Source organism: Agrobacterium albertimagni AOL15, from assembly GCF_000300855.1.
Classification (GTDB): domain Bacteria; phylum Pseudomonadota; class Alphaproteobacteria; order Rhizobiales; family Rhizobiaceae; genus Allorhizobium; species Allorhizobium albertimagni.
The window spans coordinates 61,320-76,111 of the sequence record NZ_ALJF01000016.1; the positions used below are offsets into that span (position 1 = coordinate 61,320).

Below are 14,792 nucleotides of genomic sequence, written 5' to 3' on the forward strand. Positions count from 1 at the left end.
TCACTGCACCAGTGTCGTCGTCAGGCTCTCGGGCCAGGGAGCAGCAGGATCGAGATTGACATAGGCGATCCCTGGCAGGCCGGTCTTGACCTGCTGGATGTACTTCTTGAGCAAGGCCTCGGGGATCTTCGCCTTAACGCGGAACATCAGCTTCTGCCGCTCCTCGTCGGTTTCCACCGTCTTAGGCGTGAACTGCGCGACATCGGCAACGAAACTGATCTTGGCCGGAATGGTATAGGCCGCGGCGGCGTCGAGCACGATGCGGGCTTCGCTTCCGAGCGCGATGCGCCCCACCTCTGCCGTCGGCAGGAAGAAGGCCATGTAGACATCGGAGAGATCGACGATGTTCAAGACGCGACCGCCTGCGCCCAGAACTTCGCCGAGCTGGGCAACGCGGTACTGCACGCGACCATCCCTCGGCGCTCTTAGCGTGCTGTCGGCAATGTCGGCATCTATGCTCTCGATTGCAGCCGAAGCGGCAGCAACAGCGGCTTCGGCATCGATCACCTGAGCCCGGGCTGCACCGATTGCAGCCTCCGAGGCCGCCACCTGGGCTCTCGATGCGGCAAGAGCAGCACGGGCGCTTGCGGCTGCAGCACGGCCGTCGTCGACCACCTGCTGGCTCGTGGTGCGACTTTCCATCAGCCGTTCCGTGCGGGCCAAGGTGGTCTCTGCGGCGTTCAACTGAGCTTCGCGTTGGGAAACCGTCGCAAGGGCGGCCTCGCGCTCGGCCTCCCGCTGGGCAACGACGCTTTTGGCGGTATCGACGGCGACGAGCGTGCGGCGGTGTTCGGCCACGGCCTGACGGCGATGGGCGTCGAGCTGGTTCGTGTCCATCAGGGCTAGCACCTGCCCGGCGCTGACGAAATCACCTTCGTCGACGAGAATGTCCTTCACCCGGCCACCGGTCTTCGTGGATATGTCGATTTCCACCGCCTCAATGCGACCATTGCCGTGCGCGATGTTGGCCGGCAGGCCATCACCCTCAAAGGTCTTCCAGCCGTAATAGGCGCCGCCGCCTACCACGATCAGCAGCAATGCGATCAGCCAGCCGCTTTGACGCTTAGCCATCCGCCATCTCCGAGATCCGCCTGCCATCGCCGGACATCGGCTTCACCAGGACAGCATAGACATAGCCGCCTGGACGGTCGGCGAACTTGATCCACGTCAATTGGAGATTGCTTCGCCCGATCGGTTCGCGTCAGCAAAACGCCGCCCCGGCGAACCGGGACGGCGTCTCTCTGGCGCAACGAACTCTGCGTCTAGAAACCGCTGGCAAGCCGGCGGCGAAGATCTTCGATATCGGGTGTGGCCTGCTCCTCAAGCCGCCGTTCCCAGGCAAGGGCCGTGTTGACGATGACGCCCAGGTCATCGTAACGCGGTGTCCACTCCAGAACCTCTTTCGCCAAGGTGGAGTCCGCCACGACAAGCGACGCATCGCCGGGACGGCGCGGTGCGTAGTCGACGTGGAAATCAGTATTTGTGGCACGACGCATCGCTTCGATGATGTCGAGCACCGAGTATCCCTTGCCATAGCCGCAATTGGCCACCAGCGGCCCGCCGCCCTTTCTCAGGTATCGCAAAGCCTGGAGATGTGCATCCACGAGGTCGTTGATGTGAATGTAGTCGCGCACGCCCGTGCCATCTGGGGTATCGTAGTCGGTGCCATAGACAGACATCGAGGAACGTTTGCCGAGCGCTGCCTCACAGGCCACCTTGAGCAGATGCGTGGCACCGACGGCGGAATTTCCGGCGCGCCCCTGCACATCGGCACCGGCGACGTTGAAATAGCGCAGCGCCACGTAGCAGAGACCGTGGGCGCGCGCCGTATCGCGTAGCATCATTTCGCTCATCAGCTTGGATTGCCCATAGGGCGATTCCGGCCGCAGTGGCGCATCCTCCCGCACCGGCAGCGGCTTGTCCGGCAGACCGTAGACCGCCGCCGTCGACGAGAAGATGACCTTGTCGATCCCCGCCTTGACGGCGGCCGACAACAGCCGGCGGGTGTTTTCGGTATTGTTTTCGTAATAGCTCAAGGGATTGGTGATCGATTCCGGAACCACGATCGAGCCTGCGAAATGGATGATCGCCTCAATGTCGTTCTCGACGAAGATCTGCTTGAGGACAGTCGGCTTGGCGATATCGCCCAAATAAAAACGTGCCTGGGGCGCAACGGCCCAACGAAAGCCCGTGGACAGCCTGTCGACCACAACCACCTCTTCCTCGGCATCGAGGAGAGCCCACACCATATGGCTGCCGATGAAGCCTGCGCCACCTGTCACCAAGATCGCCATGACTTTTCTTCCCGTGTTCTTCTTATCGGGATATGAAAAGCATGCGCATCTTACGGAGTGCTTATCGAAAGTCTCCAAGCCACTGAAACGGCTTACCTATTCGAATTCGTCGTAAAGTTCGAGTAAGCCGTTTCAGTCAAATTTTATCGATTCGCCGCCTGATCGTTTCGGGAGATCAGAGCGCCTTGATATAGCTGCTGAGGCGCTCCGCTGCGTCTTCGATATGGGCGGGGTTGCGCAGGAAGCAGGCCCTCAGGAAGGGCAGGCCACCCTCGCCGAAGGCCGTGCCCGGGGCCATGCCGACGCCGGTCTTGTCGACGATATCAAGGGCTGCCTTGCGGCTGTCGGTGATGCCGTCGATCTTCAGGAAGGCATAGAGTGCTCCTTCCGGCTTCAATGTCTCGACCCTGTTGGTGGCGATCAGGGCATCGCAGAGGATGTCGCGCGAGGCTGTGGCGCGCGCGATGTTCTCCCGAATGAAATCGTCGCCCTGATCGAGGGCCGCGACCGCACCGCGCTGCATGAACTGCGCGACGCCCGAGGTCGAATACTGGATGAGGTTTTCGAGCACCTGACCGAGCTCCGGCGGGGCAACGATCCAGCCGACGCGCCAGCCGGTCATCGACCAGTTCTTCGAGAAGGAATTGGCAAACATCACCCTGTCGCCCTCCTCCATCACGTCGAAGAAAGACGGCGCCCGTTCGGACGCACCATAGTAGTAGAGCGCATAGATCTCGTCGGCGAGGATCCAGATGCCGTGGCGGCGGGCAATCTCGAGGATGGCCTTCAAGTCTTCGCGGGTCGCCGTCCAGCCGGTGGGGTTCGACGGCGTGTTGATGAAGAGCGCCTTGGTCTTCGGCGTGATCGCCTTTTCCAGCTGATCGAGATCGAGCACCCAGCGCCCATCGGTGAAGGAAAGCGGAACGCAGACAGACTTTGCGCCGGCGAGATCGATCGCCGAGACGATGTTCGGCCAGCAGGGCGAAAGGTAAATCATCTCATCGCCGGGCGAGGTCAAAGCCTGGACGGCGAGCGCGATGGCCTGCATGCCAGACGCCGTGACGTAAAAATGTTCGACCGGCAGATCAACGGCGAAGTGGCGCTTGTAGTAGCGCGAGAGCGCCTGGCGGAGTTCTGGAATACCGCGCTGCCAGGTGTAGAAGGTCTCTCCGCCAAGCAAAGCTTCGCTCGCGGCACGATTGATGAAGTCGGGCGTGGGCAGATCGCCCTCGCCCGCCCATAGCGGCAGAAGCCCGTCTCGACCCCGTGCATAGTTGATGATCTCGACGATACCGCTTTCCGGTGCGGCGAGCGCGCGGGGGCTGAGGCTGTCCAACAGGGCCATGGGAAATTCACTCCTTCGATTGGTGCCGACTGTCTAACCGATCGCCGGGCAAAAATCCCATGATATTCCTTGAGGACAGGATCGATCCTGCTGATGGGTTCTGCGATCCGCAGCCGGATCGCAGAGAGGTTTCAGCGAGTCTTCAGCAGGTCGCGGATCTCGGTCAGAAGCTGTACGTCGGCCGGCGGCGGAGCAGCTTCGGAAGCCTTCAGCTCTTCCTTTTCCATCGACCTGCGCAGCGAATTCACGCCCTTGACCATCAGGAAGATGATCCAGGCGAGGATCACGAAGTTGATGACGACGGTGATGAAGTTGCCGTAGGCGAAGACGGCACCCTGCTCGCGGGCGGCGGCCAGCGTGTTTGCCGTCACATTGCTGCTCAAGGGCAGGAAGTAATTCGAAAAGTCGAAGCCACCGAAAATGACGCCGACAACGGGCATTACGATGTCCTCGACCAGCGAGCTGACGATCAGACCGAAGGCACCGCCGATGATCACGCCGACGGCAAGGTCCATGACGTTGCCGCGGGCGATGAATGTCTTGAATTCGTGTAGCATTTTCCCCTGCTCCTAAATGGTCCCGAGATTTGCCGGCAGACAACCGGTCCGGGATCATGGTTAATCAATCTTCACGCTTTCGAAAATGGTAATTTGGCACAGGCCGCCATTCCCCTTCGACTAAGGTCAATATTCGAAACGATTTCAAAAGACGCAGACATGCCCTAAGGTTCCCCACCGGGCGCAGTCGAGGAGGAAAAGGTGTTCCCAGGCTGGATCATCGTTGCGTCAGCGATCGGTTACCTGTTGCTCCTGTTTGCCGTCGCGAGCTACGGGGACCGAAAGACGCGCGTGCATGGCGTACCCGCCGGGGGGCGGCCCGTCGTCTATGCGCTCAGCCTTGCCGTCTATTGCACGTCCTGGACCTATTTCGGCGGCGTGGGCCTTGCCGCTGAGCACGGCCTCGAATTCATGGCGATCTACATCGGCCCGATCCTGATGTATACGCTCGGCATGCCGATCCTGCGGCGGATCGTCGAACTCGCCAAGACAGAAAAGATCACCTCCGGCGCCGACTTCGTGGCGGCGCGATACGGCAAGAACCCCGTCGTCGGCATGCTGGTCACTGTGATCTATCTGGTCGGCATCATCCCCTATATCGCGCTGCAGCTGAAAGCGGTTTCGAGTTCGGTTGCGGCCGTCATGGATCCGACCGCCTACGGCATAGGTACCGGCAATCTCTACTTCATTGACCTGCCGCTGATCGTCGCCTTCATCCTTGCCTGCTTCGCGGTAATCTTCGGCACGCGCCATACCGATGCGACCGAGCACCAGGACGGCCTTATCCTTGCCATCGCCATGGAATCGGTGGTGAAGCTCATTGCCTTCTGGACATTGGGCGTCTTCGTCATCTGGGTGATGTTCGATGGCCCGGCGGATCTCTGGCAGAAGGCCACCGAGAGCGAAGCGGTGATGGCCGCATTGACCCATGAAACGCCACCCAGCCGTTGGCTTTTGTTGATCGGGCTTTCGGCCTTCGCGATCATCATGCTGCCTCGGCAGTTCCACGTCACCGTGGTCGAGAACCGCACACCCCGGGAACTGAAGCTCGCCGGTATCCTGATGCCGATCTATCTGATCGCCATCAACATCTTCGTCTTGCCGGCGGCCATCGCCGGTGTGTTGATGTTCGGCGGCAGCGGCGATGCCGATCTCTACGTGCTCTCGCTGCCGCTCGAAGCCGGCTCCGGCTTCGTGTCGCTGCTGACCTTCATCGGCGGCTTCTCAGCCGCGACCGCCATGGTGATCGTCGCCTCCGTGGCGCTCGCGATCATGGTGTCGAACGACATGGTCCTGCCGATCTTCCTGCGGCAAAAGCTGCTGGGGCGGCCCAGCCAGCGCGAGGATTTCGCCAAGACGCTCTTGCATATCCGCCGCACGGCGATCTTCGGCGTGTTGCTGCTCGGCTATGTCTACTTCCGATCCGCCGACAATACGACGGGGCTCGCCAAGATCGGCCTTCTGTCTTTCACCGCCATCGCGCAGATCGCACCGGCCATGTTCGGCGGCCTGATCTGGCGGCGGGCCAATGCACGAGGCGCGATTGCTGGCCTCACCATCGGGTTCCTGGTCTGGGCATACCTGCTCTTCCTGCCGAGCCTCGGCGCCGAAGATCATTCCTGGATCGCGTCCGCAGTGCTGGGTTTCCTGTTGCCCGGGCTATCGATGTTCGAACCGCAATATGCCGATCCGCTGGTCAATGCGACGATCTTCAGCCTGCTGATCAACACACTCGCCTTCGTCATCGGTTCGCTCAGCCGCAATCCGCGCCCAGTGGAGCGCATTCAGTCGGCGATCTTCATCAAGCGCCAGCCCCGTTCGAATTCCGCAACCCGGGGATGGAAGACGAGTGTCGCCGTCGGCGACCTCAAGGCGGCCATTGCCCGCTATCTCGGCAACGAGCGCATGGAGCGGTCCTTCCGGTCCTACGAGCAGACGGTTGGCCGCAAACTCGCCGATGACAGTCCCGCCGACATGGCCTTCATCCATTTCTCCGAACAACTGCTCGGCAGCGCAATCGGCTCGTCCTCGGCGCGACTGGTCTTGTCGCTGATCCTGCAGAAGGCCGAGGATCCCTCGGCCGATACGGTCTGGCTGCTCGACCAGGCCTCGGAAGCGCTGCAATACAATCAGGACATGATGCAGACGGCGCTCGCCCAGATGGAGCAAGGGATCGCCGTCTTCGACGCCTCCGACCGCCTGACGATCTGGAACCGGCGCTTCCGCACGCTGCTGGATCTGCCGGAGCATGTCGGCCAGGTCGGATTTCCGCTAGTCGACATGATTGCCATTCTCGCACAGCGAGGCGACGTTCCGGCCGGAGACACGCAAGCTGTGATCCGAAGCTTCCACCAGTTCGACAGGCCGTTCCAGATGGTGCTGGCCGGCGGCCACCGGATCATCGAAGTGCGCTGCAACCTGATGCCCGACAAAGGCCTGGTTGCGACTTTCAGCGACATCACCGCCCGGGTGGAGGCCGACCAGGCGCTCAAACAGGCGAACGAAACGCTGGAGCAACGCGTCAGTGAACGCACGGCCGAACTGACGCGGGTGAACCATGCCCTCGCTGAAGCGCGGGCGGCGGCCGATGAAGCCAATATCGGCAAGACCCGCTTCTTCGCAGCCGCTGGTCACGACATCCTTCAGCCGCTCAACGCGGCAAGGCTCTACTCCTCTTCGCTGGTCGAGCGTCTCGGCGATTCCGACAACAGCGCCCTGGTCGGCAACATCGATTCGGCCCTGGAGTCGGTGGAGAGCATTCTCGGCGCCGTTCTCGACATTTCGCGTCTGGACACCGGCGCGATGAAACCACGCTTCTCCAGCGTGCCGCTGAACAGCCTCTTGCAAAGGATCGAAACCGATTTCGCGCCCATGGCTCGGGAAAAGGATCTCAAGCTCGTGGTGATGCCGACAACTCTGTCGGTCCGCTCGGACCCGACCCTGCTCCGCCGCCTCGTCCAGAACCTTGTCTCGAACGCAATCAAGTACACGCCGTCAGGCCGCGTCGTGGTCGGGGCCCGGCGTCAGGGCGACAAGGTGGTGATCCAGGTGACGGACAGCGGCATTGGCATTCCCTCGTCGAAATTCCGCACCGTGTTCAAGGAATTCGCGCGGCTCGAAGAAGGCATGCGCACGGCATCCGGTCTCGGCCTCGGCCTGTCGATCGTCGACCGCATCGCCAAGGTTCTGCAGCACCCCGTGGAGCTCGCCTCGAAGCCCGGCAAGGGAACGACGTTCAAGGTCGTCATGCCGCTCGATGTCGCCAAGCCGGCCGCAAAGGGTGTCGTGGCGATCGATGCCGGCAGTCGCGCCACGCCGGCACTCCAGGGCTTCCGGGTGCTGTGCATCGACAACGAGCCGAAGATCCTCGAGGGCATGCAGCTTCTGATTTCCGGCTGGGGCTGCACCGTCGAATGCGCCGGCTCGATCGCCGAAATGGACGAACTGATCAAGACCGGCAAGGCTCCAGATCTGGTCATTGCCGACTACCATCTCGACGATGGCAGCGGCATCGGGGCAATCCTCAGGCTGAGAGCCCTCACCCAGGCTGACATACCGGCGCTTCTGATCACCGCCGATCGCTCGGCCGAGGTCCGTGCGGAGGCCGAGCGCCATTCGATCACCCTCCAGCACAAGCCGGTGCGCCCGGCAGCGCTTCGTGCCTTCATCACGCAGGTCTCCTCGCAACGCAGTGCGGCAGCCGAATAGGGCTTTCGCATGAGCGGGCGGGAGGCTCGATCTTACCAGCTTTTCAAGGCGCGCAGTGTCGGGGTCTTCTTGAAGACGTGATCGTTCATGCGCCCCATCAGACGGTCGAGAAGCGAGACCGCCTCGACCACGGCCGGCCCCTTGTTCAGCATCACGCATTCGGCTCGCGCCGCCATGGCGGCATCGGTCATCTCGCCGCGTGTCGGAATGCCTTGCTTGACCATGTCTTCGAGCACCTGCGTCGCCCAGATGCAGGGCACGGAAGCCGCCTCGCAGATCCAGAGGATCTCCTCCTGCATTTCCGCGAGCCGTTCAAAGCCGATTTCCGCCGCGAGATCCCCACGCGCGATCATCACGCCGAATGGTCCGCGCTGGCGTGCCCGCGCGATGAGGGCCGGCAGATTGGTGAGCGCCAGCGGCTGCTCGATCTTGGCGATCAAGCCGAGCTGCCGATCAGACCTGCCATGGCGGGCGAGGACGTCGTCGAGCAAATCGATGTCTTCCGGTCGACTGACAAAGGAATAGCCGATGAGATCGGCGCATTCGATGACCATTTCGAGGTCGGCTTCGTCCTTGGTGGTCAGCGGCGAAAGCCCGAGAGCTGTGTCGGGAAGGTTGATGCCCTTTTCCGGCTTCAGGCGTGTGCCGCCGGATTTGGTACGGCGGACGACGATGATAGCCTCCTCTGCAGCGACGCTTTCGACAACTGCCTCGAGCTTTCCGTCATCGTAACGGAGCCGATCACCGACGGAGAGCCGGGTGACCATTTCCGGCAGGGAGACCGCCGCCGAGTGCAGGACTTTCTCGTCGATACGCGGCGCAGCGTTTGCCACGAGGCGGACACGGTCGCCGATCTGCAGCCTTGGCTTCTTGTCGACCGAGGCCACCTCGCCGGTCCTGATCTTCGGACCGGCAATGTCCATCAAAACCTTGATGTCACGTCCGCAGACGCCGGCGGCTTCCCGGACGAAAGCGGTCATGGCGCGCCAGGCCTCCGGATCGTCATGGGCGCAATTGATGCGGGCGACATCCATTCCGGCCCGGGCGAGGTCCAGGGTGAGGTCCGGACCTTCGGCGGCCTGACTGGGCAGCGTCACCATGATCCGCGTCCGGCGGCTGGCCGGCGTTGTGCCGAAAAGAGCAATGGTTGAGGCCTCAAGCCGCGCCTCACCAGCGAAAAAGTCCGCTTCCTCCGGCATGGCGGGGGCCTCTGCCCGGACGCCCGAGAGCGATGCCAGCGCGTGGATCACGGCATCGATGGTCGGCAGGACCCGACTTTCCAACCGCCCCATCGAAGAAAGGCCAAGCGCCATGAGGCGGCGTTGCAACAGACGGATATCGTGACGACGCAGAGCGAGATAATGGTCCAGATTGACGATCGCAGGGTCCGCTTCACCATGCCCTGAAGACGAAAACGATGCTCCGTCGAGGATCGTTTGTCTGAGCGTCACCATCTCGGTGTGGATTTCAGCTGCGCGAATGGTGGCGTCGGTGGTCTCTCGCATGTTCATGATCGGCCCTGCCTGATTGTTGCAGAACCCTAATCCCGGCTTGTTGACAGCCCAATGACAGTCGATGTCGCAGGGATCTCAGAGCCTGAGGCTCCATACGGTTGCGTTCACCACGACACCGGGTTCAGCCACGAGCCTTGCCGCCCGTACCGCCTCAAAGCCGGCAATCCGCTTGGTCCCGGCCACGCGCCCGCCATCGGCGAAAATCTCCAGAGAACCGTAGTCGAGGAAGACGCGCAAACGGCGGGCGCCGGCGGCCTTGGCCAGATAGCGCGGACCCGGCGGCTCTTCGGGGCGGTCGAGATAGCCATGCAGGATCTCGAGGCCCTCCTCATGCTGGGCAATGGCGAGGCGGATCTCCGGGTGGTCGAACTCCAGGCGAAACGCGCCGCCGGCCTCGGACAACTCGAAGGTTATCTCGGCAGCACCATTGGGCAGCTCGATGCGTTGCCCCGACGCCAGCCGCGTACGGTCGAGCATGCGCGCGCGCAGACTTTCGGCTGCGCCAATAGGAGGCGTCAGCAGTGTGTCTCCTTCGAGAACCAACGTACGCGGCAGTGTCATCGCAGAGGGAAAATCGACGGTCGGACCGGTATCCGCCCAATTGCCGAGCCAGCCGATGCCGACCGGCGTGTTGCCGTCGACGAATGCCTGGAAAGCATAGTTGTCGGTGCCGAAATCGAGTTCACGGCCGAAGGACTTGGCGAAGCTTCGCCCATCGAACCAGCCAATGTCGATCATCGTCAGGTTTCGCCGACCCGTCTCCTTGTCCTCGCCGTTCATCAGGCCATAGATCAGCGCCCAGCGGGTGGCGGGATCACGGTAGTCACCATCCATCGGCAGAAGACAGGGGCATTCAAGCGCAGAGGTTTCATAGCGCGTCTCGGTGTAGAGCTTGCCGACATAGACCCAGCCGGAAGCCGCGGTGTTGTCCTCCGTCTCGTAAAGCAGCACGACACCGCCGGTGTCGCTCTGACTGCCGAGCAGCATTTTCCAGAGGCCGTCAGGCCCCCGGAACACATAGGGGTCGCGGAAATCGAAGGTCAGGCCCTCGCCATCCGGCCTGCGGGGCAGGAAGACCTCGGCAGCACCCGCGCTGAACAGATCGGTCGATGTCGCCGTCAACTGGATTTCCTGTTCGGGAATTCGGTCGGCAATCTTCTCGGTGAAGAAGACGCGGATGCCGGGCCCGTCGGTGCGCGCAATTGCCGAACCGGAAAATGCGCCACCGCGCTTGTCTGGCCTGACCGTCAGCTCTTCCGACGGGAAGAGGAAGACCGGAAGGTGTCGCCAGCGCAAATAGTCGGAGGAGACGGCGTGACCCCAATGCATGTTGTTCCAGATCCGGCCATGCGAATAGTGCTGGTAGAAGAGATGCGGGCGCCCGCCGAAACGACCGAAGCCGTTCGGGTCGTTCATCCAGCCGAAGGGTGGGCGGAAGTGATATCCAGCAGGCAGATCCGGCGGCTCGTTGGCCGGGTTGGTGTGGATGACCGTGATGCCGGTTTCCAGCACGTCCGATGGTGTAAACCAATAGGCGACCGAGAGTGAGGTGACCGCCGTATCATAGGCCAGTGTGACCGTGCCGCCGCCGAAGACATGGTAGATACGAAAGGAGTTTTCCTCCGAATTGACGGCCTGGACTTCGCCGAACTTGCCGTTGACGCTGTAGAAGGAAACGGCGCCCGGCTCATCCGGCGAGACGGCCTTCAGCCAGAGATGCAACATTGCATTGACGGGGAGTTCGACGTCGATGGCCCTGTGGCCTTCCGGTATGCCGGTCGTCGTCGTCATCATGCGCATCTTCCTTTCATTCCTGTCGCCACCGTTCAACGGCACGGCCCGGCGACTGTTCCATGCCTCGATGTCACAGAGGCTTCAGAAAACCGTCATGGCGGCTTCACCCGAAGCGCCTACTGCGGCGAGAACGACATTGAAGATCGGAGCCCTGCTCATGCGTCTCGCCGTTCTCGTCCTCGGCCTGCTTCTGACCCTCGTCACGGGGGCTGCAAGCCTTGCCCCCATTCCTCCGTCCAATCGTGCGGCCTTCATTCACGAGCGCCTGACTAAGGCCAACCTCAACCGCGATCATGTCATGGTCGTGGCCCATCGCGCCGGCTGGAAGAAGGAAGGCGCCGTTGTTCGTGCCGAAAATTCGTTTGCCGCCATCGACCACGCCGTTTCGACCGGGGTTGAAATGGTGGAGCTCGACGTGCGGCGCTCGAAAGACGGCGCGCTCGTCATCATGCATGATGAAACCCTCGACCGCACCACCACCTGTCGCGGAAAAGTGGCCGAATTCACCCTTACAGAGCTTAGAAGCTGCCGGCTCGTGGTCGAGGGAGACCGTCGCCCGACCGACGAGCATGTCTTCACGCTCGAAGAAGCGATGCTGCATGCGCGCGGCCGGATCCTGATCAACATCGACAACAAGCTCGAGCCGGAAGCCCTGGGCGAGGTCGCCGATCTCGCCCGGAGCCTTGGGATGATCGACGGTGTGCTCCTGAAGATGGCCGTCTGGAATGCCGAGCGGCTGCAGCTTGCCCGCGATATCCGCCGCGCCATCGGGGCCGACTTCGCTTTCATGCCGATCCTTGCCGATGACGCCGTGACCGAACCTGCCTTCATCGACCGTACGCAGTCGGCGCTGGGCGCACCGGCCGCCGAACTGGTGCATTGGTACAAGGATGCCTCGAAGCCTGTCACCTCTGACGGCGGACCTCTGCTTTCGCCCCTCGCCCGCGCGGCAGCGGTCCGCAACAACACCCATCTCTGGATCAACACCTATCCGATCACCGATCGCCCTGAAGGCATGGTGGCGGGCGGACGCGGCGATTATCTCGCGCTTTCGACAGGTCGACCCGAGGATGTCTGGGGCTTCTTCGTCGAGCGCGGCGTGACCATCATCCAGACGGACGAGCCGGAAGCGGTGATTGCGTGGCTCGACGCCCAAGGTCTGCGGCGGTCTTATGCGCTGACAAACTGAGATCGGAAATAGAAAAGGCGGCCCGAGAGCCGCCTTTTCCAGTTCATGCAGGACCTAAGCTCACGCGGCCTTCGCGGCTTCACCGTAGGGGTCGAAGCGGCCGTAGAAGGTTTCACCCTTGGCAGCCATTTCCTTGAGCAGCGGCGTCGGCGTGAAGTGGGCGCCATAATCCTTCGCGAGGCGTTCGCAGAGTTCCACGAAGGTCTTCACACCCATGCCGTCGATGTAGGACAGCGCACCGCCGGTGTAAGGTGCAAAACCAAAGCCGAGGATCGAGCCGACATCGGCTTCGCGCGGGTCGGTCACGATGCCTTCCTCGACGGTGCGGGCGGCTTCCAGCGCGATGGTCGCGAGGAAGCGTTCCTGCAGCGTCTTGACGTTGACGGCTTCTGGCTTCAGCTGCGGATGGAGATCCTTCAAGCCCGGCCAGATGTGCTTCTTCGCGGGCTTTGCCGGATAGTCATAAAAGCCCTTGCCGTTCTTGCGGCCGAAGCGCTCTTCCTTCTCGACCATCCGGGATACGAGCTCCATGTGGCGCGGGTCGATCGCCTTTTCACCGAGATCGGCGACGGTCGCCTTCAGGATCTTGTAGGAGAGATCGATCGCCACTTCATCGTTCAGCGCCAGCGGACCGACCGGCATGCCGGCGAACTTCGCGGCATTTTCGATCATGACAGGCGGCACGCCCTCGATGAGCATGTTGTAGCTCTCGGACATGTAGCGCAGGACGCAGCGGTTGACGAAGAAGCCGCGGGTGTCGTTGACGACAATCGGGGTCTTCTTGATCGCAGCCACGTAGTCGAGGGCGACGGCCAGTGCCTTGTCGCCGGTTTCCTTGCCGAGGATGACTTCCGTCAGCATCATCTTTTCGACCGGCGAGAAGAAGTGGATGCCGATGAAATCGACAGGGCGCTTGGAGTTTCCGGCGAGACCCGTAATCGGCAGCGTCGAGGTGTTGGAGGCGAAGATCGCGCCTTCCGGCAGGACGGCCTCGACCTTCTCGATCACGGCCTTCTTGACGTCGCGGTCTTCGAACACGGCTTCGATGACGAGATCGGCATCGGCCAGCGTGCCATAGTCGTCGGAGGGCGTGATGAGCGACAGAAGCCTATCGCCTTCGTCCTTGGTGAGCTTGCCCTTACCGACTGCGCCGGCAACGAGGCCTTCGGAATGGGTCTTGCCCTTGCCGGCGGCTTCCATGTCACGGTCGATCAGCACGACATTGATACCGGCGGCTGCCGTCACATAGGCGATCGAGGCGCCCATGAAACCGGCGCCGACGACGCCGATCTTCTTGATCTCGGACTTCGGCTGACCTGCCGGGCGACGGGCGCCCTTGTTCAGCTCCTGCATCGAGACGAAGAGCGAGCGGATCATCGAATAGGCTTCGGTGGTCTGGACGATCTCGGTGAAGTATCGCTGTTCGATCCGAAGACCCGTATCGAAGGGCACCTGCAGGCCTTCGTAGACGCTCTTCAAGATCGCAAGCGCTGCCGGATAGTTGCCGGCGGTTTCCCGGCGCAGGATCGCGGAAGCGGCGGGCCAGAGCTGGGCTGCCGCTGGGGTCCAAATGCCGCCGCCGGGAACCTTGAAGCCCTTTTCGTCCCAGGGGGCGACAGGCTTCAATCCATCCTTGATCATCTGCTTGGCGGCATTGATCAGTTCGCCGGGCTCGACGACCTGGTGCACGAGGTTCATCGCCTTGGCGCGGGCAGCCGACAGGGTCTGACCCGTGGTCATCATCTGCAGGGCATCCTGCGTGTTGGCCAGGCGAGCGACGCGCTGCGTGCCACCGGCGCCGGGGAAGATGCCGACCTTGACTTCAGGCAGGCCGATCTTGACCGACTTGGCGTTCGAGGCCACACGGCCATGGCAGGCGAGCGACAGCTCGGTCGCGCCGCCCATGCAGGTGCCGTTGATGGCGGACACCCAGGGCTTGCCGTTGGTCTCGATCTTGCGCCACAGCCAGGTCATGCGACCGGCGGCGTCAAAGAGCTTCTGGACGGCGGCGGCCGGGTCCTTCGCCTTTTCCTCTTCGAGCATGGAGAACATGCCCTTGATCATGGTGAGATCGGCGCCGCCAGAGAAGGACGACTTGCCCGAGGTGAAGACCACGCCCTTGATGCCATCATCGGCGACCGTCTGCTCGAGGATTTTCTCGATCTCGTCCATGACTTCGACGGTGAAGACGTTCATCGACTTGTCGGGCATGTCCCAGGTGACCAGGGCAATGCCGTCAGAGTCGGTTTCGATGGTGAAATTCTTGTAGGTCATGTTGGGATTCCTCTTCCCTGAAATTCGATGTTGCGAGGAGCACCCCCCTCACCCGGCCTCCGCTTCGCTCGGCCCCCCTCTCCCCGAGGGGAGAGGAGGATTGGCCAGCGCTGCGGC

At 62.2% G+C, this 14,792-nt stretch carries 9 protein-coding genes; 2 read left to right on the plus strand and 7 right to left on the minus strand.

Annotation, left to right across the window (positions count from 1 at the left end):
• From QWE_RS19625 to mscL, 4 genes are all read right to left on the minus strand, one after another.
• On the minus strand, positions 1–1,071 hold the full coding sequence (locus tag QWE_RS19625; protein ID WP_006727919.1) for an HlyD family secretion protein: 1,071 nt from the start codon (positions 1,069–1,071) through the stop codon (positions 1–3).
• 191 nt (positions 1,072–1,262) lie between these two features.
• Positions 1,263–2,294 carry a UDP-glucose 4-epimerase GalE gene (gene galE / locus QWE_RS19630; RefSeq protein ID WP_006727920.1) on the minus strand — a complete coding sequence of 344 codons (1,032 nt, stop codon included), beginning with the start codon at positions 2,292–2,294 and terminating at the stop codon, positions 1,263–1,265.
• Between the two features lie 175 nt (positions 2,295–2,469).
• Positions 2,470–3,639, minus strand: a complete 1,170-nt coding sequence (locus tag QWE_RS19635) for a pyridoxal phosphate-dependent aminotransferase (protein ID WP_006727921.1) — start codon at positions 3,637–3,639, stop codon at positions 2,470–2,472.
• A 131-nt stretch (positions 3,640–3,770) separates the two neighbouring features.
• Positions 3,771–4,196, minus strand: coding sequence for a large conductance mechanosensitive channel protein MscL (gene mscL / locus QWE_RS19640; RefSeq protein ID WP_006727922.1), 426 nt, complete (start codon positions 4,194–4,196; stop codon positions 3,771–3,773).
• A 201-nt stretch (positions 4,197–4,397) separates the two neighbouring features.
• Between mscL and QWE_RS19645 the strand changes: the two genes are divergently transcribed.
• Positions 4,398–7,904: a hybrid sensor histidine kinase/response regulator gene (locus tag QWE_RS19645; protein WP_006727923.1), complete on the plus strand. Its 3,507-nt coding sequence runs from the start codon at positions 4,398–4,400 to the stop codon at positions 7,902–7,904.
• Between the two features lie 32 nt (positions 7,905–7,936).
• Here QWE_RS19645 and QWE_RS19650 read toward each other — a convergent pair whose 3' ends face one another.
• Together QWE_RS19650 and QWE_RS19655 are read right to left on the minus strand one after the other, a co-directional pair.
• The gene (locus tag QWE_RS19650; protein WP_006727924.1) at positions 7,937–9,415 is read right to left on the minus strand and encodes a pyruvate kinase; all 1,479 of its coding nucleotides are present in this window, start codon (positions 9,413–9,415) and stop codon (positions 7,937–7,939) included.
• Between the two features lie 78 nt (positions 9,416–9,493).
• Positions 9,494–11,209: a GH32 C-terminal domain-containing protein gene (locus QWE_RS19655; protein ID WP_006727925.1), complete on the minus strand. Its 1,716-nt coding sequence runs from the start codon at positions 11,207–11,209 to the stop codon at positions 9,494–9,496.
• Between QWE_RS19655 and QWE_RS19660 the strand changes: the two genes are divergently transcribed.
• Positions 11,169–12,401, plus strand: a complete 1,233-nt coding sequence (locus tag QWE_RS19660) for a glycerophosphodiester phosphodiesterase family protein (RefSeq protein WP_006727926.1) — start codon at positions 11,169–11,171, stop codon at positions 12,399–12,401. The genes QWE_RS19655 and QWE_RS19660 overlap by 41 nt on opposite strands.
• 60 nt (positions 12,402–12,461) lie before the next feature.
• Here QWE_RS19660 and QWE_RS19665 read toward each other — a convergent pair whose 3' ends face one another.
• The gene (locus QWE_RS19665; RefSeq protein WP_006727927.1) at positions 12,462–14,675 is read right to left on the minus strand and encodes an FAD-dependent oxidoreductase; all 2,214 of its coding nucleotides are present in this window, start codon (positions 14,673–14,675) and stop codon (positions 12,462–12,464) included.
• Positions 14,676–14,792 lie beyond the last annotated feature (117 nt).

Excerpts from the sequence above, each read along its gene's own strand:
- QWE_RS19625 (WP_006727919.1), bottom strand. The coding sequence starts at position 1,071 with ATGGCTAAGCGTCAAAGCGGCTGGCTGATCGCATTGCTGCTGATCGTG.
- galE (WP_006727920.1), bottom strand. The coding sequence starts at position 2,294 with ATGGCGATCTTGGTGACAGGTGGCGCAGGCTTCATCGGCAGCCATATG.
- QWE_RS19635 (WP_006727921.1), bottom strand. The coding sequence starts at position 3,639 with ATGGCCCTGTTGGACAGCCTCAGCCCCCGCGCGCTCGCCGCACCGGAA.
- mscL (WP_006727922.1), bottom strand. The coding sequence starts at position 4,196 with ATGCTACACGAATTCAAGACATTCATCGCCCGCGGCAACGTCATGGAC.
- QWE_RS19650 (WP_006727924.1), bottom strand. The coding sequence starts at position 9,415 with ATGAACATGCGAGAGACCACCGACGCCACCATTCGCGCAGCTGAAATC.
- QWE_RS19660 (WP_006727926.1), top strand. The coding sequence starts at position 11,169 with ATGGCCCTGTGGCCTTCCGGTATGCCGGTCGTCGTCGTCATCATGCGC.
- QWE_RS19655 (WP_006727925.1), bottom strand. The coding sequence starts at position 11,209 with ATGACGACGACGACCGGCATACCGGAAGGCCACAGGGCCATCGACGTC.
- QWE_RS19665 (WP_006727927.1), bottom strand. The coding sequence starts at position 14,675 with ATGACCTACAAGAATTTCACCATCGAAACCGACTCTGACGGCATTGCC.